The 16,540-nt window shown below is 67.4% G+C and carries 20 protein-coding genes and 1 tRNA gene; 10 read left to right on the top strand and 11 right to left on the bottom strand.

The window, feature by feature from the left end:
- Positions 1 to 101: 101 nt before the first annotated feature.
- From LT965_RS01380 to LT965_RS01370, 3 genes are all read left to right on the top strand, one after another.
- Positions 102 to 467: a winged helix-turn-helix transcriptional regulator gene (locus LT965_RS01380; protein WP_232702226.1), complete on the top strand. Its 366-nt coding sequence runs from the start codon at positions 102 to 104 to the stop codon at positions 465 to 467.
- A gap of 86 nt (positions 468 to 553) precedes the next feature.
- Entirely contained in the window at positions 554 to 1,153 is a 600-nt protein-coding gene (locus LT965_RS01375) for an NADPH-dependent F420 reductase (RefSeq protein WP_232702225.1), read from the top strand.
- An 80-nt stretch (positions 1,154 to 1,233) separates the two neighbouring features.
- A complete protein-coding gene (locus LT965_RS01370; protein ID WP_232702224.1) occupies positions 1,234 to 1,662 on the top strand; it encodes a DUF6069 family protein in 429 nt (142 codons plus the stop codon).
- A gap of 2 nt (positions 1,663 to 1,664) precedes the next feature.
- Here LT965_RS01370 and LT965_RS01365 read toward each other — a convergent pair whose 3' ends face one another.
- Positions 1,665 to 1,943, bottom strand: coding sequence for a hypothetical protein (locus tag LT965_RS01365; RefSeq protein ID WP_232702223.1), 279 nt, complete (start codon positions 1,941 to 1,943; stop codon positions 1,665 to 1,667).
- Positions 1,944 to 2,062: 119 nt separating this feature from the next.
- A complete protein-coding gene (guaB, locus tag LT965_RS01360; RefSeq protein ID WP_232702222.1) occupies positions 2,063 to 3,562 on the bottom strand; it encodes an IMP dehydrogenase in 1,500 nt (499 codons plus the stop codon).
- Between the two features lie 307 nt (positions 3,563 to 3,869).
- Here guaB and LT965_RS01355 point away from each other — a divergent pair, with 307 nt between their 5' ends.
- From LT965_RS01355 to LT965_RS01345, 3 genes are read left to right on the top strand one after another with little or no spacing between them, the layout of a single operon-like run.
- Positions 3,870 to 4,043, top strand: a complete 174-nt coding sequence (locus tag LT965_RS01355; RefSeq protein WP_232702221.1) for a hypothetical protein — start codon at positions 3,870 to 3,872, stop codon at positions 4,041 to 4,043.
- A 3-nt stretch (positions 4,044 to 4,046) separates the two neighbouring features.
- On the top strand, positions 4,047 to 4,976 hold the full coding sequence (locus LT965_RS01350) for a DUF5794 domain-containing protein (RefSeq protein WP_232702220.1): 930 nt from the start codon (positions 4,047 to 4,049) through the stop codon (positions 4,974 to 4,976).
- Between the two features lie 52 nt (positions 4,977 to 5,028).
- Complete coding sequence (locus tag LT965_RS01345; protein ID WP_232702219.1) at positions 5,029 to 5,253, top strand: DUF5795 family protein; 225 nt, start codon at positions 5,029 to 5,031, stop codon at positions 5,251 to 5,253.
- On the opposite strand, the gene LT965_RS01340 is transcribed toward LT965_RS01345, so the two are convergent.
- Positions 5,250 to 5,462 carry a hypothetical protein gene (locus LT965_RS01340; RefSeq protein WP_232702218.1) on the bottom strand — a complete coding sequence of 71 codons (213 nt, stop codon included), beginning with the start codon at positions 5,460 to 5,462 and terminating at the stop codon, positions 5,250 to 5,252. The two genes, LT965_RS01345 and LT965_RS01340, sit on opposite strands and share 4 nt — an antisense overlap.
- Positions 5,463 to 5,564: 102 nt before the next feature.
- On the opposite strand from LT965_RS01340, the gene LT965_RS01335 reads away from it, so the two are divergent.
- The 4 genes from LT965_RS01335 to LT965_RS01320 all read left to right on the top strand — a co-directional run bounded on the left by LT965_RS01335 (position 5,565) and on the right by LT965_RS01320 (position 8,636).
- Positions 5,565 to 5,741: transfer RNA gene (locus LT965_RS01335), tRNA-Trp, on the top strand.
- A gap of 290 nt (positions 5,742 to 6,031) precedes the next feature.
- Complete coding sequence (locus LT965_RS01330) at positions 6,032 to 6,373, top strand: hypothetical protein (RefSeq protein WP_232702217.1); 342 nt, start codon at positions 6,032 to 6,034, stop codon at positions 6,371 to 6,373.
- On the top strand, positions 6,370 to 6,945 hold the full coding sequence (locus tag LT965_RS01325; protein WP_232702216.1) for a hypothetical protein: 576 nt from the start codon (positions 6,370 to 6,372) through the stop codon (positions 6,943 to 6,945). The genes LT965_RS01330 and LT965_RS01325 overlap by 4 nt, the downstream gene beginning before the upstream one ends.
- Entirely contained in the window at positions 6,942 to 8,636 is a 1,695-nt protein-coding gene (locus LT965_RS01320) for a winged helix-turn-helix domain-containing protein (protein WP_232702215.1), read from the top strand. Before LT965_RS01325 ends, LT965_RS01320 begins: the two co-directional genes overlap by 4 nt.
- 280 nt (positions 8,637 to 8,916) lie before the next feature.
- Here the strand turns inward: LT965_RS01320 and LT965_RS01315 are convergent, their stop codons facing one another.
- The 8 genes from LT965_RS01315 to LT965_RS01280 are packed head-to-tail and all read right to left on the bottom strand — an operon-like array spanning position 8,917 to position 16,537.
- Positions 8,917 to 11,112, bottom strand: a complete 2,196-nt coding sequence (locus LT965_RS01315) for a hypothetical protein (RefSeq protein ID WP_232702214.1) — start codon at positions 11,110 to 11,112, stop codon at positions 8,917 to 8,919.
- Positions 11,109 to 12,275 carry an ATP-binding protein gene (locus LT965_RS01310; protein WP_232702213.1) on the bottom strand — a complete coding sequence of 389 codons (1,167 nt, stop codon included), beginning with the start codon at positions 12,273 to 12,275 and terminating at the stop codon, positions 11,109 to 11,111. The genes LT965_RS01315 and LT965_RS01310 overlap by 4 nt, the downstream gene beginning before the upstream one ends.
- Entirely contained in the window at positions 12,275 to 13,243 is a 969-nt protein-coding gene (locus tag LT965_RS01305; RefSeq protein ID WP_232702212.1) for a hypothetical protein, read from the bottom strand. The genes LT965_RS01310 and LT965_RS01305 overlap by 1 nt, the downstream gene beginning before the upstream one ends.
- Complete coding sequence (locus tag LT965_RS01300; RefSeq protein WP_232702211.1) at positions 13,236 to 15,035, bottom strand: hypothetical protein; 1,800 nt, start codon at positions 15,033 to 15,035, stop codon at positions 13,236 to 13,238. Before LT965_RS01300 ends, LT965_RS01305 begins: the two co-directional genes overlap by 8 nt.
- A complete protein-coding gene (locus tag LT965_RS01295) occupies positions 15,028 to 15,426 on the bottom strand; it encodes a hypothetical protein (protein WP_232702210.1) in 399 nt (132 codons plus the stop codon). The genes LT965_RS01300 and LT965_RS01295 overlap by 8 nt, the downstream gene beginning before the upstream one ends.
- Complete coding sequence (locus tag LT965_RS01290) at positions 15,423 to 15,665, bottom strand: hypothetical protein (RefSeq protein ID WP_232702209.1); 243 nt, start codon at positions 15,663 to 15,665, stop codon at positions 15,423 to 15,425. The genes LT965_RS01295 and LT965_RS01290 overlap by 4 nt, the downstream gene beginning before the upstream one ends.
- Positions 15,662 to 16,090 carry a hypothetical protein gene (locus tag LT965_RS01285; protein ID WP_232702208.1) on the bottom strand — a complete coding sequence of 143 codons (429 nt, stop codon included), beginning with the start codon at positions 16,088 to 16,090 and terminating at the stop codon, positions 15,662 to 15,664. Before LT965_RS01285 ends, LT965_RS01290 begins: the two co-directional genes overlap by 4 nt.
- On the bottom strand, positions 16,091 to 16,537 hold the full coding sequence (locus tag LT965_RS01280; protein WP_232702207.1) for a hypothetical protein: 447 nt from the start codon (positions 16,535 to 16,537) through the stop codon (positions 16,091 to 16,093). It lies immediately after the preceding gene.
- Positions 16,538 to 16,540: the final 3 nt, after the last annotated feature.

Genomic DNA, 16,540 nt, shown 5'->3' with positions numbered 1-16,540 from the left:
AACCTCCCGGCCACCCGGTGACACGCACGTCACCCGTGGTGTCGCTGTGATACCTGATGCGTTCCGGAACCACTATGCGGGCGGCGAGCGTACGGTCCGCCATGACCAAGGACGGTCGGTACAGCGAGGAGGCGTGCCACGTCATCGACTCCCTGGAGCAGATCGGTTCTCAGTGGCGGCTCATCGTGCTCCACGACCTCCAGGACGGCGAGAAGCGGTTCAACGAACTGAAGCGCTCGACCGACGCCAGTTCCCGCACACTGTCCCGCGTGCTCGACGACCTTCAGGAGATGGGGTTCGTCGACCGACGTCTCGAGGAGGAGTCGCCCGTCGCGACGTACTACTCGCTGACCCCGAAGGGCGAGTCGCTGTTCCCCGTCTTCGACGCCATCGAGTCGTGGGCCGACGAGTGGTTGGCCGACGACACGAGCGCCGCGGAGGCGGTCGAGTCGCTCGCGGACGGGTAGCTCGCCACCTCCGAACGGTATCCCGTCACCACCTGGGAACCACTCTCTGGGTAGCGTTTTCCGGGTTCTCCGAGTACAACTGACACATGGACGTCGGCATCATCGGAACGGGCAACGTCGGCGGTGCACTCGCGAACGGACTGGCGGCAGCCGGCCACGACGTAGTCGTCGGGTCGCGGGACCCGGACTCACACCACATCGAGGACACCGAGGTGGTGGCACAGCAGGCGGCCGCCGAACGGGGCGAAGTCGTCGTGCTCGCGCTGCCTGCGGACGTCGTGTCGGACGTCGCAGCCGACCTCGGGGACGCGCTCGCCGGCAAACCGGTGCTCGACCCGACCAACGAGTACCCGACCGCCAGTGGCGACGGGTCGGTCGCTGAGCGCGTCGCGGCGGCCGTGCCGGACGCTCACGTCGTGAAGGCGTTCAACACCATCGGCGCGAACCTCATGGCAGACCCGGTCGTCGACGGCGACCCCGCCTCAATGTTCCTGGCGGGAGACGACGGAGACGCCGTGGGGGTAGCCGAATCGCTCGCGAGCGACCTGGGGTTCGAACCGGTGGTCGCCGGCGACCTCTCGGCGGCGACCCACCTCGAACACCTCGCCCGGTTCTGGATCGACCTCACGCAGGACCACGGCCGGGACATCGCCTTCCGATTACTCCGGGAAGAGGCCACGAGCTAGTTGTCCCTCCGAGTACCAGTGCGGCATCCGGGTAGCAACTCGGCACCGCTTCCTTTGTGGGTAGACGACGAAGGGAGCGTATGGAGCGCGCTCACTCCAAGTACCCCGTTCCGAGAACTGCCGGCGCTCTCGTGCGCCGCACGACCGCCGGCGTCTCCGTCGCCGTCGTGGCGCTCCTCGTCGTCCAGGCGCTCGTCGACGCAGTCGGTGTCGACGTCGGTGCTACAGGACCCACGAGTCCGTTCTCGGCAGTCCCCCTCGTCACGACGACCGTCGTCGCCGGCATCGGCGCTGCCGTCGTGTACGCGGTCCTGGTCAGGTTCACGAGCCGGCCGGTCGGGATCTTCGTCCTGCTCTCGGTAGCCGTCTTCGTCCTCATGCTCGTCCCCGTGCTCTTCGCGACCCCCGAGATGGGTGTCACCCCCGTGGGACAGGGTATCCTCGTCCTCTACCACCTGCTGGTCGCGGTGCCGCTGGTCGCGTTCGTCATCGGGGCCGTCCAGATCTGAAGCTACTCGTCGCGGAGCGCCGCCGCGATCGCTTCGAGTTCCGCCTTCCGGAAGGCGCGAGTCGTGTTGTCCGCGTCGGGGGCCGCGAGGCCGTCGACCTGCTCGCGGATGCCCGTCCGCATCTCGGGCTTCGACGGGCGCCCGCTGGTGTCCACGTCGGCGCCCACGGCGTCACACACTGCCGCGAGCGCTTCCTTGGTGAACGCCGTCGACTCGACGCGCTCGTAGCGCCCCACCGCTGCCCGAATCTCGTTCCTGAGGTCGTCGACCGTCTTCGTCATGGTTCCACCCATGGGTGGCGCTGTTGTATACTGTGGGTTCGACGGCCCGACGGTGTCGAAGAACTGTGGCCGGGTGCCGACTCCGAGAACGGGTGTGACGGACGCCGCTGTAGCCTGCCTTAGCTCTCGTGCGGGCTGTAGTTCGGTGCCTCGTCCGTGATCATCACGTCGTGGGGGTGGCCCTCGGTCTGTCCCGCAGAGGACACGCGCACGAAGCGCGCCTCCTCCTTGAACGCGGGGACCGTCCCCGCGCCGACGTAGCCCATCCCGGACTGGATGCCGCCGACGAGCTGGTGGAGTTCCTGGGAGAGCGGGCCCTTGTACGGCGTCGCCGCCTCGACGCCCTCGGGGACGAACTCCTCGTCCTCGTCGTCGTCCTTCAGGTAGCGGTCGCCGCCGCCGGACTGCATCGCGCCGACGGACCCCATCCCGCGGTACTGCTTGTACTTCTTGCCGTTCATCGTGATGACCCGCCCCGGGGCCTCGTCCGTGCCGGCGAAGTAGGAGCCGAGCATCACGGCGTCGGCGCCCGCGGCGATGGCCTTCGCGGCGTCGCCGGAGTACCGGATGCCGCCGTCCGCGATGACGGGGACGTCGTGCTCGCTCGCGACGTCTGCGACCTGGGAGACGGCCGTGATCTGGGGCATGCCGGCACCCGTGACGACTCGTGTGGTGCAGATGGAGCCGGGGCCGATGCCGACCTTCACGCCGTCGGCGAAGTCGACGACGGCCGCGGCGGCCTCGCGGGTGCCGATGTTGCCGACGACGACGTCGGCCTCGACCGTCTCGGCGATCTCGCGAGCGGAGTCGATGACGTTCTCGTTGTGCGCGTGCGCGCAGTCGATGAACAGCACGTCGGCGTCGGCCTCGTCGGCGGCGGTCGCGCGGTCGGTCTCGAAGGGGCCGACTGCGACGCCGACGCGGAGGCGGCCGTCGTCGTCCCGGGCGGCGTCCTCGTGCTCGCGGCGGTTGAGGATACCCTGCATCGTGACGAGGCCGACGAGGTGGTCGGCGTCGTCCACGAGCGGGACGCGCTCGATCTTGTGCTCGTACATGAGTTCGAGGGCGTCCCGCGCTGTGACGTCCTCGGGGGCGGTGATGACCTCGTCGGTCATCGCCTCGCGGACGGAGTCCGACTCCCCGACCTCGAGGTACGGGCGGATGTCGGTGCCGGAGATGATGCCGAGGACGGTGTCGTCGTCGTCGACGACGGGTGCGCCGGAGACGCCCTCCCGGTTCATCATCGTGTCGACGTCGCTGACGGTCTGTTCGGGACCGGCGGTGACGACGTTCTCGCGCTGGATGACGAGTTCGTCGGCGCGCTTGACGCGCTCGACCTCCGCGGCGGTGGCCGCGACGTCCATGTTTCGGTGGAGGACGCCGAGACCGCCCTCGCGGGCCATCGCGATCGCGAGGTCGGACTCTGTGACGGTGTCCATCGCGGCGGAGAGCACGGGGACGTTCAGCGAGACGTTCGTCGAGACGCGCGTGGAGACGTCGGCGTCGTCGGGTTCGACGCGGCTCTCGCTGGGGCGGAGGAGCACGTCGTCGAAGGTGAGTGCCTCTGGTACGCGAAGTTTCTCGGAGAATCGGCCGTCGTTCGAGGAGTCGTTCGCCATGTAAACCGTCGCGGCGCCCACGCCAAAAGCGTTGCGAGATTGGTCGAACGTGCGAATACTGCACACCCGAACGAACCGTTTCGGGCACAGACGTGTATTGGCTCGGGTCTCACTCGACAACTGTCCACGTCAGCGGTCGTCAGGGAACGAACGTGAAGATTCAACGCCCGTCATTCCAGCATTTCTGCCCATCTGGGCAGTTCGCCGTCACTCTGTAGGAGGGTACTTGAATGGTGGTTTCGTACCCACACCATTTGTGGTCGCGTGTCACGCAATCTTTATGCTACTAACTCCAGTGTTGTGGTGTATGGACTCCACCAGTCCCGATGTGATTCGCATCGCCGGTCCCAACAGCGACGTCTCCGGCGGACGCACATTTACCGGGAAACTGGTGGACACGTTCGGGCTCGGACGCTCGGCGCTCGCACCCGCGCACCGCCGCTCCGGCCACACCTCGCCCAGACCCGAGTTGACTCCGTAGCCCATGAGTAGCTCACGTCACCCCATCGCCCTTCGCCTCGAGCAACGGGTGGGCGGCGCGACGCGCCTGCTCGCCACCGTGATGTTGCTCCCGCTGGCGGACGGCATCTTCGCCGCGCTCGTGCTCGCTGGTGAGCTCGAAACGTGGGCCGGCGTCACGCAGATCGGCCTGCTCGTCTTCGGTGGCAGCGCCACGCTCGCGGTCATCCTCGCGGAGATGGACGACGACCCCTGGGAGCAGGCGACCAGCGTCCTCGTCGTCGGCGTCCCGTTGATACTCATCGCGGCCGTCGAGGCGGCGCTCGCGCCGACCATCGCGACGCTCGTCGACGTCCCGACCTTCGAGCGCTTCGCCGCGCTCGTCATCCTCGCCATCGCCGCGAAGACGGCCAGTTCCACCATCGGGGACTACCTCCCGTCGCCCGGCATCATCATCGGGCTCGGCTTCGTCGCGAGCTTCCAGCCCGGCTCGTTCCGGTTCGTCGCCGACTACGAACCCGCGCTCCTGTTCAGCGCGGCCGCGGCCGGCGGCGTCGCCGTCGCGTTCGCGCTCGCCGTCGTCGCGCTCCGGCCGTACCTCCGGCGCGTCGTCGACATCGACCGCTTCCGGTTCGGGAGTGCGGTCGCGCTCGGGACGCTCGCGCTCTCGATCTTCCAGCTCGTCCCCTCGCAGGCGCCGCTGGTCGTCTTCGGCGTCGCCGGCCTCCTCGCGTTCAACCCGGAGGCCGCGCCGGGCGACGCCCCCGACGACTCCGCGGACGACACCAGCCCGCAGACCGTCCCGGGCGCCGACGACGGCCCCGACCGTCCCACCCCCTCGAACCCCGCAGCGACCCCGGACGGCGGCAACGACGCCAGCGAATCCGACGACGACGAACCGGCGTACGGCTACCCCGGCGAGAACGGCGCCGAGGAACGCGCACCGTGGCTGTGAGTCGGTGACCGCCCGACAGAAGCCTTTACCGTAGCGCTCTCCACGCTGTAGTATGGCCGACAACCGGGTCGTGCAGGGCCGCATGGTCACGCCGAAGAAGCTCGCGGAACTCGTCGAGGGGGAGTCCGTCATGGACGCCGAACCCATCGAGGAGGCCGACCGCCAGTGCCCCGAGTGCGGTGGCGACGTGCTCTCGGTGGGCTACATGCCCTCCGTGACCGAGTTCGTCACCGGCTACAAGTGCCAGGACTGCGACTGGAGCGAACGCGAGAGCTAGTCCCGCCAGCGGACCGTCTCGACCTCGGGCGCCGTCTCGCTCGCGACGACGGTGCCGACCTGCTCGCCGTCCTCGCAGTCCTCGACGTCGATGCGACTGTACCCCTCCGCTACCACCTCCCGGAGGTCCGCGTCGAACTCCGCTGCCTCCTCCACGCCCAGTCGGTGCTTCCCACCGATCTCCCGCACGACGATCGGGTACTCGCGCATAGGTGGGGCTACGCGAGCGCCCGACAAGAATCTGTTTCGCGGCGGCCTCGAAGCACGGAATCGAAACGCACTTAGGGAAAATCGGCGTACGAGCGAACGCGCGGGGCTGTGGCCAAGCCAGGAATGGCGACTGACTCCAGAGGTCACGCGCCCGGGACGAGATTCCAGACTGGTATACCGAGCGGCCGACTGATCATCGGTTCGCGACGACGACCCTCTGGAGTTCCGAGGCGCACCGGAGATATCAGTCGATCGGGGGTTCAAATCCCTCCGGCCCCATACTACCCTTAACAACATCGGAGAGCCTTGCCGCTTTCCGCTTACCTCACGTAAACCCGCTCAGCGACCCGTTTCTACGGGGTGGTTGGCGTGAGCCTGACCACCGACACCTACGCTCGCGGCCGTCGGGTTCACACCCTCACCGCGTGCCCCTGTGGGTACGTTTTCGACAGTCACGAAAACCGCTGGAAACACTTCTTAGAGGACCACAACCCGGAGGATTTCGGCCTTTCCCCACTGGGGGAGATTCCCGACCAACGAGACGGCCCGCTGTTTGGAGGTGTCCGGCCGTGAGCCTGGACCGTTTCGGTGTCGAATCTCCCGACGTCGTCCGTGCGCCGGTCCAGGACCGCCACGACAAGGACCTCAAAGCCTGTCCTGAGTGTGGCCAGCCCGTCGGAGAGCCGACGACCCTCAAAATCTCTGGTCCCGTCGTCGTCGACGACGTCCAGATTGACGCCCTCATAACGCGCGCGTATCGCTGCCGAAGCCACGCCTACGACGTCGTCCTCCCACAGCGCGTCGGGAAGGGCGCACCAGGCTACGGAGACGAATGGACGACCGTCCGTGTCCAGTTTGCCGACGAGCGCGTCCGTCACGTTGCCGTCCCCAACCGGGTGATTCCCGAATGAGCGACAGTCAGGCCAGCGCCCGCCTCCGCACGCTCCAGGACCCCGAAATGACGTATCACGACGTCCGAGGGTCAAAATGGACCTTCGAGGACGAGAAAGTCGCCCGCTGGACCCGGAACCACTGTAAAGGCCAGGTCTTGAACGCCTGTGCGGGGCCGACGCTCCTTCACTACGACGGAGACGTCCGCCGCAACGATCTGGACGAGGACCACCCGGCGGACACCCACCTGGACGTCCACGACCTCCCCGACGTATACGGCCCTGATTCGTTCGACACAATCGTCTTTGACCCGCCCTGGAGCGGGTTCCAGGCCGGCGATAAGTACCAGGGTGGCGACGTGAACTGGACGCGCGAACAGAAAGAGGGATTCGACCGAATGCTCCGACCGCGCGGCCGCGTTATCCAGCTGGGGTATTCCGCGTCGTGTATGCCCTCCGACCTGGGGTATCGCCGCGACGCCGTCGCCGTATTCGCCCCATTCGGCCGCCGGAAAGTGTTTGTGGGCGTCGTCGACGAACAGCGCCCCCAACTCTCCGAGTTTGCGCGCTCCCCCGACGGTGGTAACGAATGAGCGCCGACGACGCCCCGCGCCACCTGGACGACGAGGACGTCCAGGACGTGGACGCCGACGCCGTTACCGGCACGACAACCGAAACCTTCCCGCGTCCCCGGGCGCACGGCGCCGCCGTCGCTAACGTCCTCAACGACCTGGCGCCCAGCGAACGCGAGCACGCCCCCCAGGACCGGAATACGCTGTATCAAACCGCCGTCGACTACTGGATGCAGCACGTCCAGGACGCCGCCCAGGAGCCTTACGTGGCTGTTGAGGACTTCGCGGCGTCGTGGCTCCCCGACGACGGCCACGACTACGCCCTCGTCACCAAGTCCAGCCGGTGGAAAGCCGGCACCGGCCACGGAGACGACTATACGCCGTACTTCCAGCAACACCTCATGTTGCGGCGCTGGACCCGGGACGACGACGAGGACGAGGCCCAGCTGGAGAAAGGGCCGCTGGCCCTCCACGTCGAAATCATGCCCCAGTATGAGGACTTAGTGTATTCGTCGGGCGATCCCCTGCATTTCCCCGACGAATACGGCGAAGGGACGCGCGTCGTCGCCTGGACGACCTGGGCCGAATCCGGGAGCGCCGTCGAAACGCGAATGTACGACGCCATTCGCGCTGTCTATGGAGACGACGCCGTCGACGTCGAGCGCGACCGCAACCCGGCCGCCCGTCGCATTCAGAAAGCGGAGGCTCATGTTCGGTTTGCCCAGGAGAAGAAAAACGCCGTCGTGGAGACGATAGAGCAATCCCAGCGCCTCATAGACTACGGCGGCGCCTCCGAGATCGACGCGTATCAACAGCGCGCCCAGGCCGGGTGGCAGGAGGCCCGCGTGGAGTTCGACCGCTGGAGCCTCCTGGGGTTCGACGCCCAGCGATACAGTACCGAACTGAAAGTCTATCAGGCCCAGGACTGGCATAAACGCCCGCTGTCGGACCACTTCGCCCACCCGAAACTCGAAGCCTCCTTTAGTGGGACGAACGACGGCGCGCTCCCCCACGTCGACGACTGGGACGACGTCCTGGACCACCTCCGGGCCGTCGTCGCCACGCACGCGCATTGGGCCGGCGTCGAACGCGCCGATCTCGTCGCCGACGACTATTTCCAGGGACCGGGCGCGCCCGCCTACGACTACGAGCGACCCACAGGCCGCCGGGAAATGCTCCGGAGCGAATACGAGGACCGCGCGACGGACGTCTATCGGGAGGCCCTGAAAGAGTCCACGACGGCCGTCTATGACCTCCTGGACGTCGTCGCCCAGGAGCACGGCGCCACCTACGACCACCTGGAGGACATGACCGGCCTGGCGCGGTCCACCGTCCGGTATCACGTCCGCCGACTCGTCGACGCGGGCGTCCTCGAACGACTTGGGAACCCCGTCCTCGTCGTCTACTCGTCCGAAGCCCTGTATGACAAAGCGCGGAACGTCCTGGAGAAAGTGAACCCGGGCGACTCCCCGGAGGACCGCCAGGAGCGCGCCGACGCGCGCCGCGAACGCCGCGAACGCGAGCGGGACGCCGACGCCACCCCGGACGCCGACGAGGACGCCGGCAGCGCCCGCGAGCGGAGCGTCTGGCGCTACCTGGACGAATGGGACGGCACCCCGTCGCTCCTGATTGACGAACTCCTCCAGGACGAGCGGACGGAGCGCGACGTCCGCGTCCGCCTCCTGGACGACGAGGACGACCCGCCGACGTAGCGACGTCGCGCCGACCGGGTCCGCCCGCCGAACAGCCACTGCTCCGCGTTTCGCCGCCTCTTTTCGCCGTCCGCGACGTCGCGCGCCGTCCGCGTCTCCGCGAACCGATCGGTTTTCGGCGCCGTTTCACTTTCGTCCGGGTGTAAACGGAGCGAACCGGGCCAGTTTTCCCCAGTTTTCGCGCGTTTCCTCCGGAGGAAACCGGCCGATACGCGCCCGGACGCGCCCGCTAAACGCCCGTCTCGGCCGTTCGGCCGTCCGCCGGGGTTGTCGGGTCCCCCTACGGTAGTGCCCCTAAGGGGGCGTCCCAAATGCGGGCGCGCAAACGCGCGCCCTCCCCCGCGTTCGGCATAACGAGCGTTTGGGCGTCCGATTCGACGCGCGCGTACTCCTGGGTATCCGTCCACGTCTCGTTTTCGAGGTAGTGAAGCCACCCTGCCGACGACGTCCCGGAGACGTCCAGGCCGAACTCCCCCGACGTCGACGCCACTTCAAACCGGGTGGACAGGCCATTTCCGGCCATCGTCGGCTCCAGGACGTTGATGGACCCGTTTACCGGCTTCACCGTCGCCCCTTCGACACGGACGTCCGTCGTCGCCCGTCCCGGGAGATCGCCAAAGTCGACCGTGAGCGCCGTCCCGTCGAACGAATACGCCGACGCCGCGACGTCCTCCCAACTCCCACCGTCGACGCGTGTCTCCAGGTTCCGCACTAAGACGACGTCCGACGCGAACGGTACCGTGAGCGTCGCGTTATCCGTCGCGTCACCCCACGAGCGCGTAATGTTGTATCGCTCCGTCCACGCCTCCGCCGTATAGGAGACGCTAACGTTGTCTACGGCCGCGTGGGAGTAGTCCAGGCCGACGCCCGGCGTCGGGGCGTCCGCCGACAGGGAGCCGTCCCCCACGCGGACGTCCAGCTGATTTACGCCGTCCTGGACCCACGACGCGTTAACCTCCCGGGAAACCGTCTCCCCGTCCGCAATCGGCCACGTCACATTCACCCATCCACCGCCGGAGTCCGTATTAACCCCAATTCCGACGTCGCCCGTCCCGACGCGCTCCTTAGCGTGGACGTTGACGCCCAGCGTCGTCGTCTTTGACTGTGAGAGCGACACCTGGGAGGCCGAAAGCGAGACGGGGAACTCCACCGTCTTAGAGCCGCCCGACCCAATATCTCCGACGTCGACGCTCGTCCCGTCGTCGGCCGATAACGTGACCGCCGTCGCGCCCCCAGGCTTCGAGATTGTGCTCCCCGCGTAATCCCAGTACCAATAGCTGCCACCCTGGTTATCAGAGTCGAATTGGAGCGTCGCCGAATCCCCATCAACTGAGACGTTCAGGCCCTCCCACGTCGTGGTCTTCTCGTTATAGACGTCCCAGTCGTCGTCTATCAACTCGCCTTCCAGGTAGACGTCGTAATGGTCCGGTTCATCCCCACCGTCCACCGTTCCGACGTCGACCGTTAGCCGCTCAATCGTGTCTCCGCTGTAATTGATTTCAGTTGTGTACCCACTGTCAATATCGCCTTTCGTCGTGGAATCCGTGGTACTGTGTGCGGCGGGCGCCGTGAGCGTCGCCGTCGGGAGGCCGTTCGTGGACGGCCCCGCGAGGGATTCAGTCCCCGCGAACGCGACGCCTGCATTCTCGCCGTCCCCCAGCGCCATCGTCTCATTATCCCATTCCTCCGTCACGACACCCGTTAGATTGAGTGTCGGGCCGTCCTCCACAGCGTCCACGTCCTCCAGGTAGTAGGAGTAAGCCGTCTCGTCCTGGGCTGGGTCGCCCGACAGCGACACCGTCCCCGAATACGTCACGCTGTTACTGGAGAAGTGTTCAAAGTCCGCGACGAGATAGCCGTCCTGGAGCGTCGCCGGACCCGTCCACGTCTCGCCCGTCTCATTATTCTGGACCGTCAGCGATTGCGGGACGTAGCCCAGGCCCGCTTTCAGGACGTCCGCGCGAATCGCCACTTCCCGGCCCGCGTCGTGGACGTCGTCCTGGACGACGAGCGCGAACGACTGTCCGCACTCAAACGCGGGATTCTTCCCGGCCGCCGGGGAGCCACACACCGCCTCACCCGCGACCGCCGCCGGGTCCGCGCCCGCGCCCACCTCCTGGGCCTGGCCACGGGTGACGAGTGAGACGCGCGTCGTCTCCGCGTGAGCGGACGTATAGACCGCGCCCTCCAGGTCCGCCGCCTGGACCGCCGCGTTGACGCCTTCGGGCCGCAAGTCCTGGACGTTCGCGTCCCCGACACCCACCATACCACTGGGCGGGTTCGGGGGCGCCGCGCTCGTTGACGAGGACGCGAGCGCGCCACCAACGCCGCCCGCGACGACCGCGCCGACGAGCACGCACGTGAGCAGTACCGCGCGGACGCCCGTCCCCCCGGGTTTGCACCCATCCGAGTCGACACGCGCGGGCGCGTATCGCTTCAACTTCTCGACCAATCCGCCGAACCGGGTCGACGTCACGCGACACCACCCCCCTCCGCCGCGACCGAATCACGGGCGTTCTCCTGTTTTGGCCGGAGTCGAACCTTCAGCTCCTCATCCGTCGGCTTGGGGATGTCCGGCCAGGTGAACGGCTCGAAATTCGTTTGGGTGTACGCGAGCGCCTGGCCCGTCTTCATCCGGGAGGCCAGGTCCGTATTCATCGGGATACTGTCCCACCCGACGACCTGAGAGGAGCGCGTGGGGTTCGCACGCCCGTTCATCGTGATACGCCACCGCTCCTTGCGCCGGAGCTTTTCGTGGACGTCCGTCGCGTCCTGGCCCCATTGGAACAGCGAGAGGTTGAACTTCCGCGCGTCGATGTGGCAGTCCCGGTAGAGCTGGACCTTCTGGTAGGAGTCGAACGCGTCCTTACTCACCTCCTGGCTGATTATCTCGTGGATCTCGTCCAGGAACGCCGACGTGAACGTATACGGCCCGTTCTCCACGCGGTCCTGGACCCAGGACACCCACCACTGTTGGACCGGGTCGCCCGGTTCAAACGTCAGGTCGTACTCCTTCGACGAGCGGCGATAGATCTCCTGGCACTTCCGAAAGTCCGGGTCCGGGTAGACGACATGGAACTTTCCCGGCTCCAGGACGTTCTGATTCAAGTCGTGGACGTCCTCGTAGGCGACGACCTCCCGGACGACGTCCTCCAGGTCCACCTCCCGCTCGTAGGGATTGGCCTCGTCCGTGGAGACGATCCGCGCCTCTACCTCACACGAACGCGGGACGTACACCCGCGCCCACGGCGCGAACCGGACCCACTCCGAACGCGACTCTGACGCCCGCCACACCCCCATCTCGTTTAGGTGGCTGTTGACGTCGAGGACCTGGACCGCGACCGTGTGGGCCATCGTCGACTTGCCGGCGCCGTAACTCCCGATGCAGAGGAACGACGTCCCGCCGGCCGGCGAATACGCCGAATTGTCCTTCGCGTGCATCAGCATCCCGGGGACGACGCTTTTCCAATCGTAGTCCCCTGCGTCGAACCGCCGAATCCCGTAGTGACGCCGGATTGAGTCGGCGTCTGTGTGGCGTGACGTCCCGAGGTACGTCCCCGTCTCCGTCCGCGCCTCCAGGTCGGTTAGCGTCTCGACTCCATTCCACGGTCCAACGTCTGTAGTTTCTTTGTCCGTCATTAGCCCATCTTGGGGAAATTCAAGTCCTCAGCGTCTCTTTCTGCCAATTCACCCGCGCGCTTGCCGACCTCTGACGCCGCTTCCGCGAACCCCGGGAGGACGTAGTGGGCCGCGAACGACTCCCGGAACCACCGCGCTAGGTGACGCTCCGCGTCGTCGATGTCGTCCAGGAGGTACGCCCGCGCCCGCCGCTCGCCATTCAACCGCCGGCCCAGGTCGCCGTCCACCTCCGCGTAGGAGGCTTCTGTGACCGCCTGGAGCCACGCAAACAGCGCGTCCTCCGACGGGAGGCCGTTCAGGAGCCGGCGGATCGCCCAGCCCTGGCGCTCGTCCAGCTCCGTCAGCGCCGGCCGCATCGCCGTGTGCTCTTGGACGTCCGGGTCCGGGACGAACGAGTCGTCCGCGTCGTTCACGTACTCCGTGGCGCTCCAGCGGAGCCGCCGGTAGGCCGACGCACACGCCGGGAGAATGTCCGCGAGCACGACGCCCCGGCGGACGCCGGCCGCTTGGCGCCTCGAGAGAACGTCCCCGGACTCCGGAGCGTACCGCTCGCGGGCGTCCGTCGTGACGAGGACCGACAGGTCCAGGCGCGTGAACGCCCGCGCCCGGAACCACTCCCCGTCTAACTCCCCGAGCGTCCTAATCGCCGCGTCCTGACACCATTCGAGGAACGCCGCCCGCGACTTGAACCCGTCGACGAACGACCCGATAAGCGCCCGCTGGTCCGCCGTGAGCCGCTGGAGCGCCGGCCGCAACGTCTCGCTATCGGGCGCGCTCCGGAGGAACGCCTGGACGCCCGCGTCGTCGAACTCCGCCGGCCCGTCGAACAGCGACGGCTCCGCCGAGGGACTCCCGTCGCCGTCCGCGTCGCCATCGACGAGCGCGTCCAGGACGTCACCGTCGACGGCGTCCAGGCCCGCGCCGTCTAGGACGTCCGCCGCGTGGCCCGCGTCGCCGTCGTCAGTCATCCGATGACACCTCCGCGACGTCGTCTCCGGCGCGTTCGGGCGCCATTTCCTCTGCGATCTCCCGGAATATCGTCTCGTCCTTCTGTTCGGACTCCGCCCGGGCCTTCGCGCGCCGCTTCGCCTCCGACCGGTGCCACTTCTCCTGGAAGTGTTCGGCGTCCTGGCGCTCCGAATACCCCTCCAGGAGATTCATCGCCGAGTTTACCACGACGTCGAACTGGGCCGGCGCCAGCTCGACGACCGCCGACCCTTCAACCGGCCGGATGAAGAACGCCACCCCCAGCACGCACACCGCGAGCGTCGCCCACGTCGACGACCCGACGAACGCCGCCGTCGCCGCGTAGACGACGCCCAGCGCGAACAGGCCAGCGCCTATCGTCCCCCACGCCACGCGTGGGAGTGGGACGCCCCGGACGAATCGCTCCGGCTCCGCGTCCTCGTCAGGCCACTCCAAGAGATCAGGCGAATACAGCTCGAATGTCTCCTCCTGGTACTGGACGACGTCGTCCGCGAGCGGGTCGACGATATACACGACGTCGTACTCGTCACCGTCGTTGGCGGACCCCACGAACCGCGTGCGAATCCGCTCCCAAATGCCCGCGTCGTCGGGCATCTCGACGTCCCGGGTAGGGGATTCAATGCGTCGCTGTTTGTGGACGTCGAACTCCAGGAGCGGTGTCGCGTCGCTCCAGGGCCACGCCCGCGCGAGCGCCGGCAGCCACCCCGTCCGGGGGACCGCCTTCCGGCCGTCCTTCGCCCGCCCCACGACCGTATGGACTTGATTCGCCACGCGGAGCCGGCCGGCGCCGTCCGCCCCAGCCCGCGCGTCCTGGGGCCGGAACTGGAGGAATAGGGCTTCCTCTCCGTCGTCGCTAAACACCGTGATTGCCAGGAGGCCCACCGCCAGGCCGCCCAGCACGCCCAGGAGGTACGGCCGAGAGACGAGCGTGTCTATCACGCCGTCGTAGTAGACGAATCCCCCGAGGAATACAGCGACGAGGCCGAAAAACGCCCACTCTAAGGCGGAGACGCCTGGCCCACGGCCGATCTTGTCCAGGAGGTAGCGGTCCCCAACGATAGTCAGGGCCGCCGTCAGGAGGAACGTCACGCCGATGTTCCACCCGCCCCACACGACGAGGCCGCCCGCCGTCGACAGCGGGATTTCCTGGGCCGCCTTCGACGTCTTGACCGTGTAGACCCATTGCGTCTCCGAGCGTTTGCCCTCAATCCACATCGTGAGATACTTCGCCTCGTCGTAGGACTCCGGAATCGGCACCTTCGCCTCCCCATAAGTCCCCGCCGGGAACGTCACGCGCTCCGTCTGGTGAACGACGTCGACCGGGACGCGCTCCGTATACGTCCCGTTCGGCCCCGACCGCTCGCGTTCGCCAGGTTTCCAGGCGACGAGATGGACCGTCACCTCCTGGCGGGGCGCGTCCCACCCCTGGAACGAATTGAGGTAGAGATACCCCCGCCGGATCGTCGTCTCGCCCGGCGCCGCCGACACCCGATTACTCTCCGTATCGGACACCATGAGGCCGGTCGGGACGTGTGTCACCCAGTAGCCGCCCGCCTCCCCGGACGGCCGCATCGACGGGGGCGTCCCCGGCTTGTGTGGCCCGAGCTGGCGCAGCTCCTCGAGAGTGTAATCCGTCGACGCGTTCGTCTCGTTGCCGTCGCCACCGTCCTCCTGGAACGTCGCGCCGGCCACGCCCCCTACCACGGGAGCGATAAGGAACACGGCCACGAACGCCGCCACGAGGACGCCCCAGCGTCCTCTCTCGTTAATCATCGAGCGCCACCCCCAGGAGGCCGAAGACGGCCGCCGCAATCAGGAACTGGGTCGCTGTTAGCGACACGTCCCCGACGATGATTTTGTAGCCCAGGCCGGTTGTCGCGAGATACGCGACGCCCCCGATCACCTCCAGGAGGACATCCCCGCCCATCGAGAGCAGGTCCGAGGCGCCGCGCGCGGTGCCCAGGAACGTGTACACGACGCCCCCGACCGCGACGGAGACGCCAGCCACTGCTTTCTCCCCAGAGCGTTCAGCGCGGCGCTGAACGCCGCGCGCGCTCCGTTCCTGATACCACCACACGACGAGCGCCACCGCCAGGATCCCCACGACGAGGACCCACACGGGAACGCCCGCCACGTCGACGGCCGCTAACTTACCGAATTTCATGTCTTGAACCTCTCTGCCGCACTATTTGCGAGTCGATACAGCCCGAACAGGACGACGAGCACGAGGATGGCCGTGCGGACGTCCGCCAGCGTCGCCGCCGGCAGCCACGGGACGTCGTCCGCGAGCCGGACGAGCGGGCCGACGACCGTCAGCAACTCCGGGGCGTGGAGAAACCCGAACTCGAACAGCGCGAAGATCGTCCCCGCGACGCCGCCCGCGCCCAGTATATCCCGGCTCATTTCCACGTCACCGTTTTCAGGGAGAGCAGCGCGCCGCGCGCCAGGTACGCTACGCCGACGAGCACGACGCCCGCCAGAAACGACACCACGACGAGGCCGAACGGACTACTCGCCGCCACCTCCCGCATTGGGTCGGATACGGCCCAGGCCAGGTCTATGAGCGCGTCCCCGACGGGCGCAAACGCGTCCATAATCCCGCGCCCGGCCGACTGTGCCGGGTCGATTAGCGCGACGTCGAACAGCTGGAGGATCCACGCGACGACCGCGAGTGTCGCGTCCCACAGGCCGCCGACGAGCCAATTCACGACGACGTCCAGGACCGCCTCCCGAAAGTCCGGGCCACGGTAGACGGGGCCGTCGACGACCGGGCCATCAACGACCGGCCCCTCCGGAATCACGGGGCCGTCCGGGAGCCATTCACCCATTCAGAATGCACCCCGCGCTCGTTGGACGCCCTCGAAGAACGCCCACAGGGAGAGGACGCCGATTGCGGCCGCGAACAGGAACGTGAACGGGCCGAGATTCACCTGGACGACGTCCGGCACCGTCGACGCGCCGACGCCCGGCACCGCGCGCACGTAGCCCGACGGCACCGTTACCGTCGTCTCCGAGAACGCGCCGATACTCGCCAGGAATGCGTCCTGAGCCGTCTTGAACGCGCCCGTCGGCCCCGCGAACAGCGCCGCGATGAAGCCGACGACCGTCTCCCGGACGCCACCCAGCGCCGCGCCCAGGCCGCTGGCATACGCTCGAATGGCCCGAATCCATCCGAGAAACCACGCGCCCACAGGCGCCCCTATGAGGACGGACATGAGTGCCGTCCAGTAGATTTTCCCGCCATCGGACACTTTGACGCCGCCGATCCTGGCCATTCT

Source organism: Halobacterium wangiae, assembly GCF_021249345.1.
GTDB lineage: Archaea > Halobacteriota > Halobacteria > Halobacteriales > Halobacteriaceae > Halobacterium > Halobacterium wangiae.
Note: the sequence above shows the minus strand (reverse complement) of the source record. Positions and strands in the feature narration are given on the sequence as shown.